We start from the raw sequence: 20,998 nt of genomic DNA, 5'->3' as shown, positions 1-20,998 counted from the left end.
GAACAGGCCCTTGGTGCATTCGTCGGCGAGGGCCTTCAGCACGGCAGGCGTGTTGTTCGGCCATGGACCGTCGTCGAAGGTCAGGACGACCTCCTTGTCGGTGAGGAAGTCGAACTGCTTGAAATGCTCGAAGCCGAAGCCCGGTCCGCCGGTGGTGTCGATCTCGACCACGCGGGCAACCCCAAGCGCGTTCGGATTGGCGCAGGTCGATTTCTGCTGAACCGGCATGGGCGCCGGCGGCGCGGCAGGGGCCGCAGCCGCGGTCTGCTTGCCGGACAGCCCCGCGGTGACCTCGACGTCGTCCTTGGCCGCAAGCCTCGCCGAGGCCGGCAGAGAGTCCGAGGCGCGCGCGGCCATTGTCTGGGGAGCGGCCTGTTCGGCGCGCGAGGAATAGAAGAACCAACCTCCGGCGATCACGACCGCCGCAATCACACTGGCCGCTATCAGGCCCAACGCATTACGCATCGCTATTCTTTCCAAATACGCAACCAAACAAGCGGTTTTTCCCCGCGCCGGGCCGATAATGCGAAGGAACAGTTAACGTGACACCAACACGACATCGGTTGCGGTGGAATTTCAGGGGGGTGCGCCAAAGTGACCGATGTCACGCTCGGCGGGCCGGTCGTGACCATCATCACAGTGGAAACGGTTTGGCCGGGGCATCGTGGCTCCCGTTAACGCACCCCGCCCGACGGCGGCGCCAATGGGAGCCTCAAAATGATCACCTCGTTCTCGTCAAGAATCCGCGACGCCGGCCTGGCGCTGGGTTTTGCCGCTTTCGTTTCGATCCTGTCCTCGACGACAAGCTTTGCCTACACCGCCGAAGCGCAGCAGATGTGCACCGGTGACGCCTTCCGCCTGTGCTCGTCGGAAATCCCCAACATTCCGAAGATCACCGCCTGCATGTTCAAGCACCGCGCCGATCTCAGCCCCGGCTGCCGCGCCGTGATGGACAAGGACCTCGCCAAGGCGCCGTCGCACAAGGTCGCCGACGCCCAGGAAGGTGCGCACTAAGACAGGTGCCTGATGATGCCATCATCATCGCGCGCTTGAGCTCCCTCGCGACGTGCCCCGGTGCCAGACCGGGGCCAATCGCATCCGCCGGTACGGCTCATCACAAAGCCGTTGCAGCACGGGAACCACCGCTTTAGGTTCGCCCGCCTATCGTTTCGGGTATGAGGCATTTACGTGATGCGCAGAATTCTTTTGATTTTTCCGTTGGCCCTGATCGCATCGGGTGCGTCGGCGCAGCAGCAGCCGGGTCATGATGCCTGCGCCCGCGACGTCTCGCGCTTCTGCCGTCCCGTGATGAACAATGGCGATTCGGCCGTGCTCGCCTGCCTCAAGCAGAATCGTACCCGCCTCAGCAAGGCCTGCGACAAGGTGCTGACCGAGCACGGGCAGTAACGCTGTCGCTTTGTAGCCCGGATGAGCGAAGCGATATCCGGGACTTCTGACCCCGCATGCCGCTATCGCTCATGCGGGCTACGGGAGTTTCAAAGCTACGTGCTGCTCCCCGCCGCGGTCGCAACGACCGGCAGCACCTCGCCGCTGCTGCGGTCCGGCGTCTCTTCCTTCCAGCGCACCGAGCCGAACGGACGCTCGAGCATGCGGCGGATCCGCACCGGCTCGGGGCCGATGTGGAAATCGATCGCCTGCTGATGCAGCGCGCGCTCGGACTGGGTCGGGCGGTTGCGCTGGCGCAGGTAATCGAGCCAGGTCGGGCAGTGATAGCGCTCGGTCCACAACTCGGGATCGGCGATGTCGCGCGCGATCGACCAGCCATAGGCGCCGTTGCGCTGCCTGGAGAGCTGCACGTCCTGCATCACATTGTGGAAGGCGCGCGCGTTCTCTTGCGCCACGCGATATTCGATCTCGACCACCAGGGGCCCGCTGCGTCCGGTCAGCGACAACCTCACCTCGGGATCGGCGAGCATCTCGGCGTCCTCGTTGCGCGCGCCGACGCGCGGCATTGCCAGCCACAGGCCGAGCAGTGGCGAGATCAGCATCAGGCCGGCCGCAACCAGCAGCGCCGTCTCGACGCCTGCGTAGTCGGTGAGATGGCCCCAGCCCCAGGCGCCGATCGCGATGCCGCCGGAGATCGAGGCCTGGAATGCGGCCAGCGAACGGCCAGCGACCCAGCGCGGCGCCGAGAGTTGCACGCCGATATTGAACAGCGCCACCGACGCCATCCACACCGCGCCCGCCAGCACCAGCGCTGCCGCGGTCAGCACCGGCTCGCTGCTGAGCGCGATGGCGGCCATCGCAAAGGCCATCGAGATCGTGCAGGCGCGGATCGCCGATTCGCCGCTCATCCGCTTGCGCAGTTCGTGAATGTTGAGCGCGCCGACCACGGCGCCCATGCCGAAGGCGCCGAGCATGATGCCGTAGGTCTGCGCGCCGCCATGCAGGAGGTCGCGCGCGACCAGCGGCATCAGCGCCATGATGGCGCCGCCGATCAGGCCCATCACCAGCGTCCGCGTCAGCACGATCTTGATCGGCGGCGAATTGGTGATGTAGCGCACGCCCGAAACCATGGCACGGTTGAGCTTTTCCCGTGGCAGGCGCGACGGTTCGGTGGAGCGCCGCCAGAGCAGCAGCACGACGAGCAGCGGCAGGTAGAGGATCGCGTTGCAGGCAAAGGCCGCCACGGCGCCGGCCGCGGCAACGATGACGCCGCCGATCGCGGGGCCAAAGCTGCGCGCAATGTTGTAGCTGATGCCGTTCAGCGCCACCGCCGATGGCAGCGAGTCCGGCGGCACTTGCTCGCTGACCGAGGACTGCCAGGCCGGGCCGAACAGCGCGTTGCCGCTGCCGACGATGAAGCAGAAGGCGAGCAGCGTTTCGGGGGTGATGAGCTTGAGCCCGGCCAGGATCGTGAGCGCGGATGCGCCGATCAACGCGATCGAGAGCGAGATCAGGGTCACGATGCGGCGGTCATACATATCCGCGATGGCGCCGGCCGGCATCGAGATCAGCATAATCGGCAGCATCAGCGCGGTCTGCACCAGCGCGACCTTGTCGGCCGAGGCCGCCATCTGCGTCATCGCCCAGGCCGCGCCCACGCCCTGGATCAGGAGCCCGAGATTGGAGAGCAGGCTGGCGAGCCAGATGCGCCGGAATACGGTATACCGCAGGGGCGCGGTGATGCCGTCATTGGCAAATTTCTGGCGTTTCGGCTGCTCGGTCATATCCCCTTCCAAATAGCTTGCGAGAAATGGTTCGGCGATTCCTGCTTGACCCAGTGATGCCTGCGAAAGTCCTTCGCTGTCCAGTGGTTAGACGGCTATAAGCGGTGCAACCAATTGGTTTGCCGGGGAGGAACGACATGAAACTATCGCGACGGATGATCTTGCAGGGCGCCAGCGCGCTACCTTTCGCGGTTGCGAGCTTGCGGACGGCTGCATTGGCGCAGACCACGCCCGCAGTGCCAGCCGCCGCCGAGGTGCCTCCGATCCTGTTCGTGCACGGCAACGGCGATTACGGCGCGCTCTGGATGACGACGTTATGGCGGATGGAGTCCAATGGCATTGCGCGTGCGCGCGTGATGGCGATCAATTTCACCGACCCCAACGCACGGGACATCGACAGCGTCGAACAGCCCAACCGCTCCTCGACCGAGGATCAGCGTCGCGAGCTGGCTGCTGCGATCGCCGAATTGAAGCGTCGCACCGGCGCTGCGCGCGTCGCGCTGGTCGGCAGCTCACGTGGCGGCTACGCCATCCGCAATGTCATCAAGAATGGCGGCGCCGGCGATGTCAGCCATGCAGTGCTGTGCGGCACGCCCAATCACGGCGTCTGGGCCAGCGATGAGGTGCTCGGCAGCGAGTTCAACGGCCGCGGCGCCTTCCTGCGCGGCCTGAACGAGGGCGAGAGCGAGGTCACGCCGGGCCCCGCCTTCCTCACCCTGCGCAGCGACGGCATGGACAAATATGCGCAACCGGACGGCCGCTTCATCGGCAAGCCCGGCGTGCCTACCAATGTCACTGCCGAGGGCCCGGAACTGAAAGGCGCCACCAATCTCGTGCTCGGTGCGCTCGATCATCGCGAGGTGGCGTTTCATCCACGCGCCTTCCGCGAGATCTACAGGTTCATCGCGGGCCGCGAACCGGACCGCATCGCGATCACGCCCGAGAGCAGCGTCAAATTGAGCGGGCTGGTGATGGGAACGCCCGGTGGCATGCCGACCAATCGTCCCGTGGAGGGCGCCACCGTCGAGCTGTTTCGCGTCGATCCCGCGAGCGGCGAGCGCCAAGGCGGTGCAGTGCATAGCTCAAAGACCGCCGCCGATGGCCGCTGGGGGCCGGCGCAGGTTGACCCGACCTGGTCGCTCGAATTCGTCCTGACCTCGCCCGACGCGCCGACGACACATATCTACCGCTCGCCCTTTCCGCGCTCGTCGGACGTGGTGCACCTGCGCGCCGCCCGCCCGCTCGGTCCGCCCGATGCCGGGGCGGGTGCCGTCCTGATTTTGTCACGGCCGCGTGGCTATTTCGGCCTGCCGCGCGACATCTTGCTGTTCGACGGCAAGGAGCCGGCCGACGTCAAGCCGGGCGTGCCAACGGATACGGCAGCAACCCTGCGGCTTCCGGCCACGGAGGTCGGGCGTAACGTCGTGGCTGAGTTCAACGAAGAACGGATCGTGGCGCGGGCCTGGCCGGCCGCCGAGAACAGGATTGCGATTGCCGAGCTGACTTACTAGCTCTGTGGGTGCGGTGGATATGCGGGGAGAGAGCCCATGAATGTCGCCAAGGTGCGCCGGCCCATCATTCCGCCGACCCCGCCGCGCGCGCCGGAGGGCATGCCATTCCTCCGCCGCGTTGCGGTGATCCGCAAGAACATGATCGCGACGTGGGCGCAGCGCGCCTACGAGGAAGACGTCATCAAGGGCCGCTTCTTTCTCCACAACAGCTTCATCCTCAACCGGCCGGACTCGATCCGGCACATCCTGCTCAATAATTACGAGAACTATACGCGCACGCCGGCCGGCATCCGGATGCTGCGTCCGGTGCTTGGCCAGGGTCTGCTGATCGCGGAAGGCCAGCCGTGGCGGCATCAGCGGCGAACGCTGGCGCCCGCGTTCACGCCGCACGCCACCGCCAACCTCGTCCCGCACATGACGGCGGTGCTCGACGAGACCATCGCGAAGCTCAAGACGAAGACCAATGAGATCGTTGACCTCCGCGAAATCATGCAGCGGATGACGCTCGAGATCGCGGGTCGCACGATGTTCTCGTTCGGCATGGACAAGCACGGCGCGACCTTGCGCAACTTCGTCATGGAATACGGCCAGCGCCTGGGCCGGCCGTATTTCCTCGACATGCTGCTGCCGGTATCCTGGCCGAGCCCTATGGATTTTGCGCGCGCCCGTTTTCGCAAGCGCTGGACGGCGTTCGTCGCGATGCTGATCGCGGAGCGGCGGGCTGCCGGCAAGAAGGAGGGTGCGCCGCCGCGCGACCTCTTCGACCTCATGGACGAAGCGCGCGATCCCGAGACCGGCAAGGGCTTTTCGGACGAGCAGCTCGTCGACGAGGTCGCGACCATGATCCTGGCGGGTCACGAGACGACCGCGACGGCACTGTCCTGGGCGCTCTATCTGCTGGCGCTAGATCCCGAAACCCAGGAGGAAGTGGCCTCGGAGACGCGCGGCGAGCACCTCGACAGCATGGCCGATATCGACCGGCAGAAATTCACCCGCGCCGTGATCGATGAGACCATGCGGCTCTATCCGCCGGCCTTCCTGATCGCGCGCGCGGCACTCGACAAGGACAACGCGGCGGGCGTCGAGATCGAAAAGGGCGATATCATCATGATCGCCCCGTGGCTTCTGCACCGGCACGAAAAGCTCTGGGACCAGCCCAACGCCTTCATTCCCAAGCGCTTCATGTCGGCGACTCCGCCCGACCGCTTCGCCTATCTGCCGTTCGGCGCCGGCCCGCGCGTCTGCGTCGGCGCGCCTTTTGCGCAAGCCGAGTCGGTGCTGGCCCTGGCCCGGCTGATCGGAGAATTCCGTGTTGAGATGGTCGACACCGGGCCCGTCATTCCCGTCGGCGTCGTCACGACGCAGCCGGACCATTCTCCCATGTTCCGTATCACGCCACGGTGACGAGCCGGTCCTTGGGATCGCTGCGCCGACACACTAGATGAGGCCGCATGAGCGACATTCAGGCCCAGTTTTCGGTTCTCAAGCAGACCGCCGAGCCCAAGGTGGTCGACCAGATTGAGCGGCTGATCGATCGCGGCGAGGATCACGAGCTCAATCGCATCAACGCCATCGATTTCTCCAGGCAGCATGGCTTCGACGAAGAGCGGGTCATCTCCGCTTTCCTGCATTCGGCGCGGCTCGGACTGTTTGATTTGAGCTGGAACGTCTTGTGTCCGGGCTGCGGCGGGGTGCTCGGCGCCCACACGACGCTGAAGGCGCTGCGGCCCGACGACTATCACTGCGCGCTCTGCGCCTGCGGCTACAAGGCGTCCGTCGACGAGGCCGTCGAGGTCTCCTTCACTGTCAGTCCGCGCGTGCGGCGCATCGCGGCGCACGATCCCGACTCGCTTTCGGTGTGGGAGTATTTCAAGCAGATGTTCTGGAGCTCGGGCGTCGATTTCAACAAGGCGTCGTTCGAGACCCTCGCCAATGAGGTCACGCTCGACACGCTCGAGCTTCCACCCGGCGAAAAGGCGACGATGTCGCTCCAGCTTCCGAACGATTTCATCATCGTGTTCGAGCCGGTGACACATGCCGCGCATTTCATCGATATTCAGGGCGAGCCGACCAAGGAGCGTCAACAGCTCGCGATCATGTACAACAAGGTCCATGCTCCGACGGGGACCACGACCTTGCGGCCCGGACCCTTGCGGCTGTCCTTGGACAACCAGGCCGGCGTGCGTGTGCTGCCGACCGTGTTCATCGCTGCCGAGGCGCTGCATCACCTGATCGGCAAGCGCAAGCCGTTTCTCACCGCCAAGCGGATGCTGTCCAACCAGACCTTTCGCGATGTCTTCAAGGCGGACAATCTCAACATCGACCAGCGCCTGCAGATCACCTCGCTGACCTTCCTGTTCACGGACCTCAAAGGCTCGACGGCGCTGTATGAGCGCGTGGGTGATCTCGCCGCCTTCGACCTCGTGCGCGCACATTTCCATGCGCTGCTCGAGATCATCGCCTCCGAGAAGGGTGCGGTGGTGAAGACGATCGGCGATGCCGTGATGGCGACGTTCGTCAAGCCGGAGGACGCGCTTGTCGCCGGCTTGCGCATGCGTTCCGCAATGGAGGAATTGAACAAGAAGCGCGGCTCCGCAGATCTCGTTCTCAAGATCGGCATTCATGAGGGGCCTTGCCTTGCGGTCATGCTCAACGAGCGGCAGGATTATTTCGGTCGGACCGTCAACATTGCCGCGCGCGTGCAGAGCGTGTCGATGGCCCAGGAAATCCACATCACCGGTCCCGTGCTGGACGCGCCGGCGGTCGCCAGGATCCTCGAGCAGTGGTCGATCAAGCCGATCCAGAAACAGGCCGCGCTCCGCGGCATCGCCGACAAGATGGTGGTGTACGAACTGCCGTGAGTTCCTTTGAGTCGTTCCGTGGCGCTTTGCGCGCCCCGGAACGGTGCAAGTAGATTGCCGAAACGTAATGCGGGTCGGGGCATAAGCGCGCATTGCGCGGTGCGAATTTCCCGCTCATATAAGCGGCTAGAGGCCGCCGTTGCGGCGCCACCCATTGCGGCAGGATTTCATGCTGGACGGACTGCGCCAATTCATTGCCGACATCGTCGCCCCCCAGGCGCAGGACCGCGCGTTCGGCGACAGCGATTATCGCCTGGCGGCCACCGCGCTGCTGATCCATGTGATCTCGCTGGATGGCGAGCCGACGGAAGCCGAACGGCGCAAGCTGCACGGCCTGATCGAGAGCCATTTCTCGCTGGACCGCGGCACTGCGGATCGCCTGATCGCGTCGGCGACCCAGGTCGAGGGCGAGGCGGTCGATCTCTATCACTTCACCAGCATCATCATGCGCTCGCTCGATGAAGAGGGCCGCAAGCGTATCGTAGAGATGATGTGGGAGCTCGTCTATGCCGACAACCAGGTGACCGAGTTCGAGGACAACGTCGTCTGGCGTGCGTCGGATCTGCTCGGCGTGTCGCAGCGTGACCGGATCGACCTCAAGCACCTCATCGCGAGCCGCCGCACCGGTCAGGTCAAGGACGGCGTCGCCAGTACTTGAGCGCGTCGGCGGGACGAGGTCAGTGGCGACCACATGACGAAACTTTAATGTATCGGCTGATGACGGCCTAGCCGAACACCCCTTCAAATCAGCGGTTTTTCTGCCTCCTGCATCCCGGCTGCTCGTCGCGAGGCTGACGGGCGGCTTGCATCGTGCACGCGGCCTATGCTCTCGTCCCTGAGTTGCGTCCTAATTTCGCTTGCATTGAAGAGACGTCGATCGTGACTGAGCGTGTGACGCTGATTACCGGTGCCTCGGCGGGCATAGGCATGGAGCTGGCGCGCGTGTTTGCCGCGAACGGCCACCGCCTGGCATTGACGGCGCGGCGTGCCGAGCGGCTCGATGCATTGGCCGGCGAGATCGCAGCCAAGGGCGGCAAGACGCCGATCGTGATCGCCTGCGATCTGGAAGAAGCTGGCGCGGGCGAGAAGATCGCGGCGGCACTGGCCGGTGCCGACGTCGAGCTCGACCATCTCGTCAACAATGCCGGCTTCGGGGTGTTCGGCGATGCGATCGAGTGTGATCGCGCTGCGCAGCTCGGCATCATCGACGTCAACATCCGCGCGTTGACTGATCTGTCGCTGCGCTTCGCGGATCAGCTCGTCAAGAACAAGGGCGGCATTCTCAACGTCGGCTCGGTCGCGGGCTTCCTCCCCGGCCCGGGCATGGCCGTCTATTACGCCTCCAAGGCCTACGTCATCTCCTTCACCGAGGCGCTGCGCGGCGAGCTCGGGGCCCGCGGCGTCCGCGTCACCGTACTTTGCCCGGGTCCCGTGGCGACCGAATTTCAGGCCCGCGCAGGCTTTACCCCGGGATTCGATTCCGCCGTTCTCGACGTCCCGGCCGCTGATGTTGCGCTCGCTGCTTATCGCGGGCTGATGGCCAATAAACGGGCGGTGTTGCCTGGTCTTGGCATCAAGATCGTGCCGTTCCTGCTGCGCTTCTTTCCGCGCGGCTTCATCTTGGCCGCCGTCGGCGGGTTTCAGAGGCGCCGGCGCTAGAGCATGATCCGGAAAAGTGCGGAGCGGTTTTCCGAAAAGATCATGCTCAAACAACAACCCAAAGCGCGATGACGATTCATCCTTATCTCATCGTGCTTTGGCGCGCCGATTTTGGCCCGGCGTTTGCTTCGTCTCCTTCAGCTCAGTGTGTGCGCAAACTCACACGAAATTAACGATCGCTTAGTTATGCTCGCGGTCTAAACCGATAGCTTTCGAAAAGGGCAATGTTGTTCCGGACGGACAGGTTTGGTGGCGAAGAGGTGGTCCCCTTCAGGAGAAGGGCGCCAGACGCCGCCGCCGACCGTAGGCCGCCGCTGCCCGTTCTGATCGTCCTGCATCAGGAATCCTCGACACCCGGCCGGGTCGGCAACGCCTTGCGCGCGCTCGGCCATCGTCTCGACATCCGCCGGCCGCGCTTCGGCGATTCCTTGCCCCGGACACTCGAGCATCACGCCGGAGCCGTGTTTTTTGGCGGCCCGATGAGCGCCAATGATTGCGACGACTATATCCGCCGCGAGATCGACTGGATCGAAATTCCGCTGCGTGAGCAGCGGCCGTTTCTCGGCATCTGCCTGGGTGCGCAGATGCTCGCGATGCAGCTCGGCGCCCGCGTCGCGCCGCATCCCGACGCGCTCACCCAGATCGGTTACTATCCGATCCGTCCGACGGCGGCGGGTCACGCGCTGTGCCCGGACTGGCCGGGAAAGGTCTATCACTGGCACCGCGAGGGTTTTGAGCTGCCCAGCGGCGCGGAGCTGCTCGCGGAGGGTGACGATTTTCCGGTGCAGGCGTTCCGTGCCGGTAATGCGTTCGGCTTCCAGTTTCATCCCGACGTGACCTACGCGATGATGCATCGCTGGACCACGCGTGGCTATGACGGCCTGAGTGCGCCCGGCGCATGCGCCCGCCACCATCATTTCGCGGATCGCGCGGTCTACGACGTTGCCGAGCGCGCCTGGCTGAAGAACTTCGTCGATATCTGGCTGGCGCGCAGGCCGGTCATGGCGCAGGCAGCCGAGTGATCCTGGCGGCGCGTTCCGCCTTCCTCTTGCATGTTTCCCGGATGTGTTAGGCTCGCACTCAACGCGCGTGCCGAAGCCGCGCAACCAAGCAAGAAAAAGGAGAGAACGCGCCGTGAGCTACGAGCATATTCTCTACGAGGTCAGCGACAAGATCGCGACCATCACGCTCAACCGTCCCGATCGCATGAATGCGTGGACCCCGATCATGGAGCGCGACGTCCGCCACGCCATGGAAACTGCCGAGGCCGACGATGATGTTCGCGTCATCGTGCTGACCGGCGCGGGCCGTGCCTTCTGTGCTGGCGCGGACATGGATGCGCTGAAAGGGCTCGATCCCAACGATGTCAGGCGTGCTTCGAACCTGCCGCCCTTCGACATGAACCGCCGGCCTGACTGGCAGACGCGCTACGGCTATTATCCGTCGATCAAGAAGCCGGTCATCGCCATGCTCAACGGCGCGACCGCCGGCATCGGCCTCGTGCATGCACTCTATTGCGACCTGCGCTTTGCGGCGGACAACACGGTGTTCACCACGGCCTTTGCGCGGCGCGGACTTATTGCCGAACATGGGATCTCGTGGATGCTGCCGCGTATCGTCGGCCACGCCAATGCGCTGGATCTCTTGCTCTCGGCCCGGCGCGTCTCGAGCGAGGAGGCGCTGGGCATGGGGTTGGTCAACCGGCTCTGTCCGCCCGAGAGGCTGCGCGAGGAGACCTACGCCTATGCGCGCGATCTCGCCGATTTCGTCTCGCCGAGCGCCATGGCGGTCATCAAGCGGCAGCTCTACGAGGTGCCGTTCCAGACGCTGGCCGAGGCTACGATCGAGGCCAACCGGGAGATGCTGGTGGCGCTGAACGGCAGCGATTTCCGGGAAGGCGTGGCGAGCTTCATGGAGAAACGGCCGCCACGGTTCACGGGGAGGTGAGACCCTCATGGTGAGGAGCGCGGCACGCGCGTCTCGAACCATGAAGGCCGGGATCTTACCCGCGGCCATCCCTCGAGACGACCGCTGTCGCGGGCTCCTCAGAATGAGGCATAATGCTCGCGACCGAGTGGAAATAAAGCCCGGCTTCGCCCCTTCGGGCTACGCCGCGGCAGCCTTCGCTAGCTTCGCTACGAGGGACTTCCCGGGCTTGCCGAGCCGTAGCTCGCGAAGCGAGCGAAGGCTGGTGGAGCCAGGCGGGATCGAACCGCCGACCTCGTCATTGCGAACGACGCGCTCTCCCAGCTGAGCTATGGCCCCGTCGCGAGCCGCTCTGGTAAACGCGGCCGACAACCGGGCGCCATTTAAGTCCCCGCCAAGGTCAAGTCAAGGACGGGCGTAGTCCGGTTTTGGCCCTGGATGCCGGGACTTCCCTTGTTTGGACCGGGGGGAACCGATATCTAGCAAAAGGCGTCAATCCCCACCGGAACCAGAGTTTTCACAGCCATGCGTGCCGTTCTCGACATCGTCATCATCGTGCTCGACCTTTACGTCTGGCTGCTGATCGCATCCGCGATCCTGTCCTGGCTGATCGCCTTCAACGTGGTGAACACCCGCAACCAGTTCGTCTCGGCAGTGGCGGAGTTCCTGTTCCGCATCACCGAGCCGGTGCTGGCGCCGATTCGCAATTTCCTGCCCAATCTCGGCGGCATCGACATCTCGCCGATCATCCTGATTCTGATCATCATGTTCATCGAGCGGGTGATCATGTACTACATCTACCCGAACGTGATTTAGGCGAAGCAGGCGGGCGTTGGCTTCGACAAAGCCTTCTACAGAACCCTGGCGCTATTCCACCTCGGGTATCAGCATCGCGCTGCGGGTGACGCCGCGCGGCGGCCGCGACGACATCGATGGCGTCGAGGCGCTCTCCGACGGCCGCAGCGTGCTCAAGGTGCGGGTGCGGGCGATTGCCGATGGCGGCGAGGCCAACCGAGCGGTTTTGCAGCTGCTGGCGAAATCGCTCGACGTGCCGAAGGCGAGCGTGCGGCTGCTCTCGGGCGCCACCTCGCGGCTGAAGCAGATTGCGGTCGATGGCGACCCGGTGCGCCTTGGTGAGGTGCTGCGCCGGCTTGCGGCGGCCAAATCGACGGACAGGGATTAGGACATGACGGCAAAGATCATCGATGGGAAAGTCATTGCCGCGGAGCTCCGAGCCCGCGTCGCCGACGAGGTCGCTCGCGTCAAGCGCGAGCACGATCTGGTGCCGGGCTTGGCCGTCGTGCTGGTTGGCAACGATCCTGCCAGCGAAGTCTATGTTCGCAACAAGCAGGCCCAAACCCAGGCTGCCGGCATGGCCTCGTTCGAGCACAGGCTGCCGGCCGACGTCTCGCAGGGCGATCTGCTGGCGCTCGTCGCCAAGCTCAATCGCGATCCCGCCGTGCACGGCATCCTGGTGCAGCTGCCGCTGCCCAAGGGCCTCAACACCGAGGCCGTGATCAACGCTATCGATCCCGCCAAGGACGTCGATGGGCTGCATCCAAACAATGCCGGCCGGCTCGCAGGTGGTTTCCAGGCGCTCTCGCCCTGCACGCCGCTCGGCTGCATCATCCTGACCAAGAGCGTGCACGCCTCGCTCGAAGGCATGAACGCCATCGTCATCGGCCGCTCCAACCTCGTCGGCCGTCCGCTGGTGCAGTTGCTGCTCAACGAGAACGCCACGGTGACGATTGCGCATTCGCGCTCGCGCGATCTGCCTGGGCTCGTCAGGCGCGCAGACCTCGTCTATGCCGCCGTCGGCAAGGCGGAAATGGTGCGCGGCGACTGGCTCAAGCCGGGCGCGACCGTGATCGACGTCGGCATCAATCGCATCCCGAGAGAAGACGGCAAGACGCGTCTCGTCGGAGATGTCGCCTATCAGGAAGCTTTGAACGTCGCCGGCGCGATCACGCCGGTACCGGGTGGCGTCGGTCAGATGACGGTGGCGTGCCTGCTGGTGAACACACTGCGTGCAGCCTGCGTGATCGCCGGCCTGCCGAAGCCGGCGGTGTAACCAACCTCTCGTGTCCCGGACGCGTTGCGGCATGCAATGACGCGACGCAGAGCCGGGATCCATGTCTCCGGATGGACCCCGGATCAGCAGCGCATCACGCCGCAAGAGGCGGCGCGCTGCGCAGCATCCGGGGAACGCCGGAGGGATTGGGTAGAAAGATCAACCCGTCGTATTCTCGATCAGCCGCCGGTAGAAGCGGATCATGTCGGCATAGCCTTCGATGCTGAGGCGCTCGTTGGTGCCGTGAAACCGTTTCAAGTCCTCGCTGTTGGCGCGCACCGGCGAGAAGCGGAAGATGTTGTCGGCGATCCCAGCGTAGTGGCGTGAATCGGTGGCCGCGACCATCAGGCCGGGCGCGACGACGACGTCGGGGAAGACCTCGCGGATGGTGCGGTTCAGCGCCGCATAGGATTTGCTCGCAGTCCCCGTCACCGGCGGCGGATCGGTGTTGCCGGGGAACGGCGCGATCGAAATCTTGCCATTGTCGATCGTGGTGCGGACGTGATCGGTGACGCTGCCTTGCGTGTCGCCGGGCAGCAGGCGGAAATTGACGGTGGCTTCCGCATTCCCGGGCAGCACATTGTCCTTTTCGCCGGCATTGAAGATGGTGAGCGCGGTCGTCGTGCGGACCATCGCCTCGCTTGGGCCGTTCTTCTCGAACTCGCGCAAGAGCAGCGGCTTGAACAGCCAGAGGTTGGAGAGAACGACGCGGCTGATACCGCTCATCTCCGGCGCCAGCGTGTCGAACATCTCGGCCACCGCGCCGCGGATATGCATCGGCAGCCGATGGTCCTCCAGCCGCGCCAGCGCCGCGCTCATCATGCCGATCGCGGTCTCGCGTGGCGGCATCGAGGAATGGCCGGGCGTGGCATGCGCAGTCAGCACCAGCGTCGCGTAGCCCTTTTCCGCGAGCCCGATCAGCGCAGCCGGCTTGTTGAGACCCTTCATCATGCCTTCGGCGATCAGGAGGCCCTCGTCGAGCACGAAGTCGAGACGCACGCCGCGTGCTTCGAGCGTGGCCGCGATCACCTTGGCGCCGCGGGTGCCCGCGACCTCCTCGTCATGGCCGAAGGCGAAGTAGATCGTTCGCTTCGGATGGAAGCCGCTCCTAGCCATCTGTTCGGCCGCCTCCAGCATGGAATAGAGGTTGCCCTTGTCGTCCCAGGAGCCGCGGCCCCAGATGAAGCCGTCGGCGACGACCCCGTCGAACGGCTTTTGCTGCCAGTCCTTCTCGGTGCCCGGCGCGATCGGCACCACGTCCTGATGCGCGAGCAGCGCGATCGGCTGCGCCGTGGGATCGGAGCCTTCCCAGGTGAAGAGCAGGCTGTGGCCGCCGATCACCTCGCGCTTGGCCGTGGCGTTGAAGGCCGGAAAGCTCGCTGCGATATGCGCCTCGATCCCACGCAGAGCGTCAGCGTCCTGCTCCGGATTGAGGAAGTTCGAGATAGTCCGGAAGCGGATCGCCTCCGACAGCCGCCTTGTCGCGCCTTCGGTGTCGACGGTTGCGCGCGGGATCGCCACGACCTGCACCTGCCGCGATGTCCGCGTGAAAACGTTGAACAGCAAGACGCCGGCGAGCACGAGCACGCCGGCGACAATCAGCACAACGACGTTGCGGATGATCCTGAGAAGCCGGCGCATCGAAGAGCCCCAAAACCGATGCCCGTACCCCGTACGTTGAACGCTACTTCGCTTTCTTCGCGCGCTCGATGCCTTCGAGGATCAGCTTGTGCGCCTCCTCCGGGCCACCCCAGCGCAGAATCTTTACCCATTTACCCTTCTCGAGATCCTTGTAGTGCTCGAAGAAGTGCTGGATCTGTTGCAGCGTGATGTCGGGCAGGTCGCTATAGGCTTTGATCTTGTCGTAGCGCTGCGTGAGCTTTGACGACGGCACCGCCAGGATCTTCTCGTCGCCGCCCGCTTCGTCCTCCATGAACAGCACGCCGACCGGGCGCACGCTCATGACGGCGCCAGGGATGATGGCGCGGGTATTGACGATCAAGACGTCGCAGGGATCGCCGTCATCCGACAGCGTGTGCGGGATAAAGCCATAATTGCCGGGGTAGCGCATCGGCGTGTAGAGGAAGCGGTCGACGACCAGCGTGCCGGCTTCCTTGTCCATCTCGTACTTGATCGGCTCGCCGCCAACCGGCACTTCGATGATGACGTTGACTTCGTTTGGCGCTTTGGTCCCGATCGAGACCGCATCGATACGCATAAAAGACTCCGTGTTTGCCGAAAGGGATCTCGCCCGGCAGCGATTTGGCGCTGTCATACGCGGGCTTGGCCCGCCGATCCATCGACTTTTCGCGAATTAATGAACGCTGGTTCTACCGGCTCAAATGGGCAAACGGTATCGGCGGAAGGAAGTACTGCCGACCAAACGACGGTAGATCAATTGGTCCAGGCGAAAGCGACCTTGTCGAGCGATTTAGGCCCGAACCGCTCCGACGAGCGCGCCACCATGCGGCCACCCAGCGCCCGGTAAAACTCCGTGGCCGGATCGTTGTCGGACAGCGCCCAGACGACCATGCTCTTCAAATTGCTCTGCATCAGGTCGCGGCGGGCGGCGGTGAACAGGCGCCGGCCGAAGCCCAGCCCCTGGAATTCCGGACGCAGATAAAGCTCGTAGATTTCGCCGTCGAAATGCAGGCTGCGGGCGCGGTTGCGACCGTAATTCGCGTAGCCCGCGATCTTGTCGCCGAACACCAATACGCTGACGCGGCTGCCCTTGCGGATCGCGCTGTCCCACCATTGCGGGCCACGGCGATTGATCAGCTTTTCCAGCTCGGCGCCGGGAATGATGCCCTGATAGGCCGATCGCCAGGCTTCGTCATGGGTAGACGCCACCGCGGCTGCGTCAACAGCTTTGGCCGGCCGGACCTCGATCAGGGTTGTGCTCATGGACGCGATCAAACCAAGTCGCCGGGCCGGCGGCAAGAGCCATCGTTAATTATCGGTTAACCTGTGGACTTTCTGCATCAGTTTCCGAGCCATGCTGTACCGAAAGAGGACAGGACGCCGCTTTGGCCGGCATTGGCCTGCCGCGTGCCGGTGCAAAACTGCTTTGTGACAAAGGCCTGCATGGCGGCAACGCGAGAAAAGTCCGCCCAGGATGATTCGTTCCAGCTAGTCTGGGCTTTATCCTTCAAATCCTGTTGCCGGCAGTTATGCGGTTCTCTGCGTTCATCGTTGCCCTGCTCATCCTTGCCACACCCGTGCGGGCGCAGAGCGCGTTGGGGGCCTCGGGCGCCGAGGGCGAGCCGTTTCGTCGGCAGGAGTGGCGCGTGCCCACATCCGACGCCAGCATCGCGGCGCGCGCATTGCTCTTTCGCCCGCCGGGCGAAGGTCCGTTCCGCCTCGCGCTAATCGCGCATGCGTCGACGCAAAATGTGTTGCGTCGTGCGCAAATGCCGCAACCGGAATACCGCGCGCTGGCGACGTTTCTGATCGCGCGCGGCTTTGCCGTGCTGGTGCCAGAACGGCTCGGCCATGGCGCAACCGGCGGCCGCTATGTCGAGGACCAGGGTGGCTGCGACGAGGCGGACTATGCGCGGTCGGGCCGTGCCACGGCTGAGGAAATCGCGCGTGCGCTGGAATTTATGCGAGAACAGGATTTCGTCCGCAAGGATGGCGCCGTCGTGCTCGGTCATTCGGCGGGCGGCTGGGGCGCGCTGGCGCTTTCTAGTGCCGACCCCAACATGGTTGGCGCCATCATCGCCTTCGCACCCGGACGCGGCGGCCACGCCAACGACTTTCCGAACCAGATCTGCGCGCCGCATACGCTCATCTCGGTGGCAGGCGAGTTCGGCAAGGCGGCGCGCGTGCCCGTCACGTGGCTGGTGGCGGCCAACGACACCTACTTCGCGCCAGTATTTTCGCGGCAATTGGCCGATACATTTCGCAGCAGTGGTGGCAAGGTTGATTTCCGCGCGCTGCCTGCCGTGGGCAGCGAGGGCCACTGGATGATCGAGACCGAAGCCGGCGTCAAAGCCGCCAGCGCCGAGCTGGAACGCGCGCTGAAATCGCCAAAGCCGGCGCTGGCCAAGAAACCATGACGCTGTATTTCCTGGTCAAATATCTGCACGTAGCGGGCGCCATCGTCATCCTCGGCACCGGAAGCGGCATCGCCTTCTTCATGCTGATGGCACATCGCAGCCGGGATGCCGAGTTCATCGCGCGCACGGCCGCGGTCGTGGTGATCGCGGACGCCCTGTTCACGCTCTCGGCCGTCATTCTCCAGCCGGTCACGGGCGGACTGTTGATAATGCTCTCGGCGACGTCGATCACGGAGCGCTGGCTGGTCGTCTCCCTCGCGCTCTATGCCGTCGCCGGGCTGTTCTGGGTGCCTGTCGTGTTCATGCAGATCGAGATGCGCGATCTCGCGCGCAAGGCGGCCGAACAAGACGTAGCCTTGCCGCCGCGCTATTTCGTGCTGTTCCGCCGCTGGTTCGCCTTCGGCTTCCCAGGCTTTGGCGCGACGATGCTGATCCTCTGGCTGATGATCGCAAAGCCGTTTTGAGTGACGCGATGAGTGAAGCGGCGCACAACATTCTCCTCCTCGGCGCCTCCGGCCTGATCGGCCGGTTCGTCACCGACGATCTTCGGATGCGCGGCTTTCGCGTCATCGGCGTGGCGCGACAGTTGTCGCCGGCGCAGAAGATGAGCGCGCTCGATATCGAGCTGCCGATCATAACGCTCGACGCAGCGGCGCTGATGCGCCTTCTGAACGAGCATTCGGTCGACGTGATCGTGAATTGCCTGGGCGTGCTTCAGAACGGTCCCGGCAGCGACACCAATGCCGTGCATCGCGACTTCGTCGCGCGCCTGTTGCAGGCGATCAGGCATAGCGGTCGCGCGATCCGGCTGGTGCACATCTCGATCCCCGGCTCCGCCAACGAGGACCGCACCGCCTTTGCCACGACCAAGCGCGAGGCGGAGCGTCTGATCGCCGCTTCCGGCATTCCTCACGGGATCCTGCGCCCCGGCTTCGTGGTCGCGCCATCAGCCTATGGCGGCAGCGCCATGCTGCGCGCGCTCGCGGCCTTTCCGCTCGACCTGCCGGCCAAGGAGATGGCGACGCCGTTCCGTCCGGTCGCGGTCGAGGACATCGCGGCCACGATTGCCTGGCTCGCGGCGCGCGACATTGACGATCCTTCCGTGAAAGCCGTGAGCTGGGACCTGATGCACGCCGAGCCGGTCACGATGGCCGGCGTCATCAAGCAATTCCGTATTGCCTTCGGCACCGCGAGCTGGCCGCATTTTGCGATGCCGTCGTTGCTGCTCGACGTTGGGGCGAGGCTCGGCGATCTCGCCAGCCGGCTCGGCTGGATGCCGCCGATGCGCTCGACCGCGATCGCCGAACTGCGCCGCGGCGTGACGGGCGACCCGCAGCATTGGATTGCGGCTACAGGCCTCGCGCCGAAGACACTGGCAGACACGATCGGACGCCATCCCGCCACCATCCAGGACAAATGGTTCGCGCGGCTGTACCTGGTCAAGGCGCTGGTTTTCGCGAGCCTGGTCGCGTTCTGGGTCGTCTCCGGTTTCATCGCCCTGTTCGTCTCCTACCGTGCCGCCGCCGGCATCCTGAGCACGCACGGCTTTCCGTCCGCACTGGTCGATCCCATCACCATCGGGACCAGCCTGATGGACATGTCGGTCGGCCTCCTCATCGCATTCCGTCGCACCTCGGCATTCGGGCTCATTGCGGGCATCGTTGCCTCGCTCGGCTATATGGTCGGCGCCGCGATCCTGGCGCCGGACCTCTGGATCGAGCCGCTCGGCGCACTGGTGAAGACGGGCCCGGCGATCGTGCTGATGCTCGTCGCGCTGTTGATGTTGGACAACCGATAGTGTTTTCGAGGGAAGTGGGTACCGGTTCGCGTGAAGAAAACGCGTCAAGACAGAGACTCCGAATGAGCAAATGGCCCGATGACGACGTGATCCTGTTCGACGGCGTCTGCATCTTCTGCTCGCGCTGGATCCGCTTCGTCGCGACGCGCGACACGGCAAGGCGATTCCGCTTCACGCCGATCCAGTCGGAGTATGGAACGAAGCTCGCACAGACCTTCGGCATCGATCCCGATGATCCCGACACCAACGCGGTCGTTCACGGCGGCGAGGTGTTCATGAAATCGGACGCCGCACTGACCGTGCTCTCGCAGCTCCCCGGCTGGAGCTGGGTGTGCGTGCTCTTCGCCGTGCCGAAGCCGCTGCGGAACGCGGTCTACAATCTGGTCGCGCGCAACCGCTACCGCATTTTCGGCAAGTACGACGCCTGCTTCGTGCCGGACGCGGATTTGCGGGCGCGGGTGATCGAATAGTACTCGTCGTCATTGCGACGAGCGAAGCGACGAAGCAATCCAGAAACTTTCCGCGGAGGGATTCTGGATTGCTTCGCTGCGCTCGCAATGACGGAGTCTGCTGTTACGCCTTCGCCATCGCCGCCAACACCTCCCCCGCAGCCCGCTCTCCGCTGTCCCGCGCCCCGTGCGCGGTCGAGAAAAAGTGCGGCGACGTCGCCTCGCCTGCGAAGAACAGCCGCCCATCGACGGGAGCTGCCAGCACGGCGCGGTCGCCGGCATGACCGGGGAGCGCGTGGGAATAGGCGCCGCGGGCGAAGGGGTCGTGAGCCCAACGGGACTCGGCGAGCGGCTTCAGCTTGCGCCTGATGTCGTTGCCCAGATAGTCCGCGATCTCGTCGATGCTTTGTGCGGCGAAGGCGCCATCGCCAGCGTCCTCCAATTCGCGTGCAAAGCGGCCGCCGAAAAAGCCGTCGATGCAGGGCTGACCAAACGGGCGGATGTGATAGGTGCCCATGGCGGTCCGCATGGTGGCGCCGCGCAAATTGCCTTCGATTGGAAAGGCTTCCGCGTCCTCCAGCGCCAGCACCACCTTGTCGTCGACGCCGAGCGGCAGGCCGCGCGCGGCGTCGACCTTGGCCGGGAGCTGCGGCGAGAAGCGGATCGCTTCATCCGCAATCAGGTTGGTCGGTACCGTTACGATCGCCTTTGCCGCGGTGAGCGTGCCGAGCGACGTTTCGAGCCTGATGCGTTTGCCGGAGTGATCGACCAGCGTGACGTTGCAGTTCAGTGCCACGGGACACGGGACACCATAGGCCGCGACCAGCGTGCCAAATCCGGCCCGCACGCGCCAATTGAAGTAGGTGTCCTCGTAGGCGTCCATGTCCAGAATCGAGACGCGGTCGAGCTCGCAGCCGTTCACATAGGTCGAGACCGCATTGATCATCGGGTTCCAGCGATTGCCGGGTTCGAGATAGCGTTCGGCTGGCGCATCCTCGTCGTCCTGCGCAGCTTCCGCGACACGCTCGTAGAATTCGTCGATCGCGCGCCCGAAGTCTTCGCGCTCGCTATCCGGAAACACCTCGCCAAAGGCGCGATCGCGCCAGGGCGGAATATCCTTGTTGACCTCGAAATTCAGGCGTTCGGCGATTCCCACGAAAGAATTCTTGTCCGCTGAATGCAGCCAGCCGCAGCCGACATCGAAGATCACTTCGGGCGAGGCCTGCACTGTCCAGGCGCGGCCGCCAACGCGATCGCGCGCTTCCAGCACGATGACCGAGAGGCCGGAATCCTTCAGTGTATGGGCTGCGCCGAGACCAGCGGCGCCCGCGCCGATGATTGCGACGTCGACGGAGGAGGGGAGGGAGGTCATGGCTGGGCTCTAGCACGTTCGCGAGAAGCCACCATAAACGAACAGTCATCACCCGCGAAGGCGGGTGATCCAGTATTCCAGAGACAGTAGTGATATACGGAG

General features: G+C 64.5%; 21 protein-coding genes, 1 tRNA gene and 1 pseudogene. 16 read left to right on the top strand and 7 right to left on the bottom strand.

The genetic code is table 11. The features are described from left to right. Window positions 1–465: pseudogene (locus Q3C01_RS39850) on the bottom strand (polysaccharide deacetylase family protein); the annotation flags it as partial. Between the two features lie 252 nt (window positions 466–717). On the opposite strand from Q3C01_RS39850, the gene Q3C01_RS39845 reads away from it, so the two are divergent. Next, window positions 718–1,014: a hypothetical protein gene (locus tag Q3C01_RS39845; RefSeq protein WP_458150806.1), complete on the top strand. Its 297-nt coding sequence runs from the start codon at window positions 718–720 to the stop codon at window positions 1,012–1,014. A gap of 177 nt (window positions 1,015–1,191) precedes the next feature. Continuing rightward, on the top strand, window positions 1,192–1,407 hold the full coding sequence (locus Q3C01_RS39840; RefSeq protein ID WP_458150805.1) for a hypothetical protein: 216 nt from the start codon (window positions 1,192–1,194) through the stop codon (window positions 1,405–1,407). Between the two features lie 95 nt (window positions 1,408–1,502). On the opposite strand, the gene Q3C01_RS39835 is transcribed toward Q3C01_RS39840, so the two are convergent. Next, the gene (locus Q3C01_RS39835) at window positions 1,503–3,191 is read right to left on the bottom strand and encodes an MFS transporter (protein WP_458150804.1); all 1,689 of its coding nucleotides are present in this window, start codon (window positions 3,189–3,191) and stop codon (window positions 1,503–1,505) included. 137 nt (window positions 3,192–3,328) lie between these two features. On the opposite strand from Q3C01_RS39835, the gene Q3C01_RS39830 reads away from it, so the two are divergent. The 7 genes from Q3C01_RS39830 (at window position 3,329) to Q3C01_RS39800 (ending at window position 11,169) form a co-directional block, all read left to right on the top strand. Further along, on the top strand, window positions 3,329–4,702 hold the full coding sequence (locus Q3C01_RS39830) for a hydrolase (RefSeq protein WP_458150803.1): 1,374 nt from the start codon (window positions 3,329–3,331) through the stop codon (window positions 4,700–4,702). Window positions 4,703–4,738: 36 nt separating this feature from the next. After that, a complete protein-coding gene (locus Q3C01_RS39825) occupies window positions 4,739–6,106 on the top strand; it encodes a cytochrome P450 (protein ID WP_458150802.1) in 1,368 nt (455 codons plus the stop codon). 47 nt (window positions 6,107–6,153) lie between these two features. Next, a complete protein-coding gene (locus Q3C01_RS39820; RefSeq protein WP_458150801.1) occupies window positions 6,154–7,563 on the top strand; it encodes an adenylate/guanylate cyclase domain-containing protein in 1,410 nt (469 codons plus the stop codon). Between the two features lie 169 nt (window positions 7,564–7,732). After that, on the top strand, window positions 7,733–8,221 hold the full coding sequence (locus Q3C01_RS39815; protein ID WP_458150800.1) for a tellurite resistance TerB family protein: 489 nt from the start codon (window positions 7,733–7,735) through the stop codon (window positions 8,219–8,221). Window positions 8,222–8,442: 221 nt separating this feature from the next. Beyond that, window positions 8,443–9,222, top strand: a complete 780-nt coding sequence (locus Q3C01_RS39810; RefSeq protein ID WP_458150799.1) for an SDR family NAD(P)-dependent oxidoreductase — start codon at window positions 8,443–8,445, stop codon at window positions 9,220–9,222. Between the two features lie 224 nt (window positions 9,223–9,446). Next, entirely contained in the window at window positions 9,447–10,244 is a 798-nt protein-coding gene (locus Q3C01_RS39805) for a glutamine amidotransferase (protein WP_458150798.1), read from the top strand. 112 nt (window positions 10,245–10,356) lie between these two features. Next, entirely contained in the window at window positions 10,357–11,169 is an 813-nt protein-coding gene (locus tag Q3C01_RS39800; RefSeq protein WP_458150797.1) for an enoyl-CoA hydratase, read from the top strand. 242 nt (window positions 11,170–11,411) lie between these two features. Here Q3C01_RS39800 and Q3C01_RS39795 read toward each other — a convergent pair. Beyond that, window positions 11,412–11,487: transfer RNA gene (locus Q3C01_RS39795), tRNA-Ala, on the bottom strand. Window positions 11,488–11,673: 186 nt separating this feature from the next. Between Q3C01_RS39795 and Q3C01_RS39790 the strand changes: the two genes are divergently transcribed. Genes Q3C01_RS39790 through folD form a run of 3 tightly spaced genes read left to right on the top strand, consistent with a single transcriptional unit; the run spans window position 11,674 to window position 13,219 of the window. Next, the gene (locus Q3C01_RS39790) at window positions 11,674–11,964 is read left to right on the top strand and encodes a YggT family protein (protein ID WP_458150796.1); all 291 of its coding nucleotides are present in this window, start codon (window positions 11,674–11,676) and stop codon (window positions 11,962–11,964) included. Window positions 11,965–11,980: 16 nt separating this feature from the next. Further along, window positions 11,981–12,331: a DUF167 domain-containing protein gene (locus Q3C01_RS39785; protein WP_458150795.1), complete on the top strand. Its 351-nt coding sequence runs from the start codon at window positions 11,981–11,983 to the stop codon at window positions 12,329–12,331. 3 nt (window positions 12,332–12,334) lie between these two features. Beyond that, window positions 12,335–13,219 (top strand): bifunctional methylenetetrahydrofolate dehydrogenase/methenyltetrahydrofolate cyclohydrolase FolD, encoded by an 885-nt coding sequence (gene folD / locus Q3C01_RS39780; RefSeq protein WP_458150794.1) that lies wholly within the window; start codon window positions 12,335–12,337, stop codon window positions 13,217–13,219. Window positions 13,220–13,378: 159 nt separating this feature from the next. Here the strand turns inward: folD and Q3C01_RS39775 are convergent, their stop codons facing one another. The 3 genes from Q3C01_RS39775 to Q3C01_RS39765 form a co-directional block, all read right to left on the bottom strand. Beyond that, on the bottom strand, window positions 13,379–14,860 hold the full coding sequence (locus Q3C01_RS39775) for a M20 family peptidase (RefSeq protein WP_458150793.1): 1,482 nt from the start codon (window positions 14,858–14,860) through the stop codon (window positions 13,379–13,381). Window positions 14,861–14,903: 43 nt separating this feature from the next. Further along, window positions 14,904–15,437, bottom strand: a complete 534-nt coding sequence (ppa, locus tag Q3C01_RS39770) for an inorganic diphosphatase (RefSeq protein WP_458150792.1) — start codon at window positions 15,435–15,437, stop codon at window positions 14,904–14,906. A gap of 176 nt (window positions 15,438–15,613) precedes the next feature. Then, window positions 15,614–16,123: a GNAT family N-acetyltransferase gene (locus Q3C01_RS39765; RefSeq protein WP_458150791.1), complete on the bottom strand. Its 510-nt coding sequence runs from the start codon at window positions 16,121–16,123 to the stop codon at window positions 15,614–15,616. 266 nt (window positions 16,124–16,389) lie between these two features. Between Q3C01_RS39765 and Q3C01_RS39760 the strand changes: the two genes are divergently transcribed. The 4 genes from Q3C01_RS39760 to Q3C01_RS39745 all read left to right on the top strand — a co-directional run bounded on the left by Q3C01_RS39760 (window position 16,390) and on the right by Q3C01_RS39745 (window position 19,545). Beyond that, window positions 16,390–17,277 carry a dienelactone hydrolase family protein gene (locus tag Q3C01_RS39760; protein WP_458150790.1) on the top strand — a complete coding sequence of 296 codons (888 nt, stop codon included), beginning with the start codon at window positions 16,390–16,392 and terminating at the stop codon, window positions 17,275–17,277. Next, window positions 17,274–17,741, top strand: coding sequence for a DUF2269 family protein (locus Q3C01_RS39755; RefSeq protein WP_458150789.1), 468 nt, complete (start codon window positions 17,274–17,276; stop codon window positions 17,739–17,741). Before Q3C01_RS39760 ends, Q3C01_RS39755 begins: the two co-directional genes overlap by 4 nt. Before the next feature lie 8 nt (window positions 17,742–17,749). Next, window positions 17,750–19,075, top strand: a complete 1,326-nt coding sequence (locus Q3C01_RS39750; RefSeq protein ID WP_458150788.1) for an SDR family oxidoreductase — start codon at window positions 17,750–17,752, stop codon at window positions 19,073–19,075. 62 nt (window positions 19,076–19,137) lie between these two features. Further along, window positions 19,138–19,545, top strand: coding sequence for a thiol-disulfide oxidoreductase DCC family protein (locus tag Q3C01_RS39745; protein ID WP_458150787.1), 408 nt, complete (start codon window positions 19,138–19,140; stop codon window positions 19,543–19,545). Window positions 19,546–19,648: 103 nt separating this feature from the next. Here Q3C01_RS39745 and Q3C01_RS39740 read toward each other — a convergent pair whose 3' ends face one another. Then, window positions 19,649–20,896, bottom strand: coding sequence for a flavin monoamine oxidase family protein (locus Q3C01_RS39740; protein WP_458150786.1), 1,248 nt, complete (start codon window positions 20,894–20,896; stop codon window positions 19,649–19,651). Window positions 20,897–20,998: the final 102 nt, after the last annotated feature.

Source organism: Bradyrhizobium sp. UFLA05-109, from assembly GCF_054185165.1.
The sequence above is the reverse complement of the archived record's forward strand: the minus strand, read 5'-3'. Positions and strand labels throughout refer to the sequence as shown.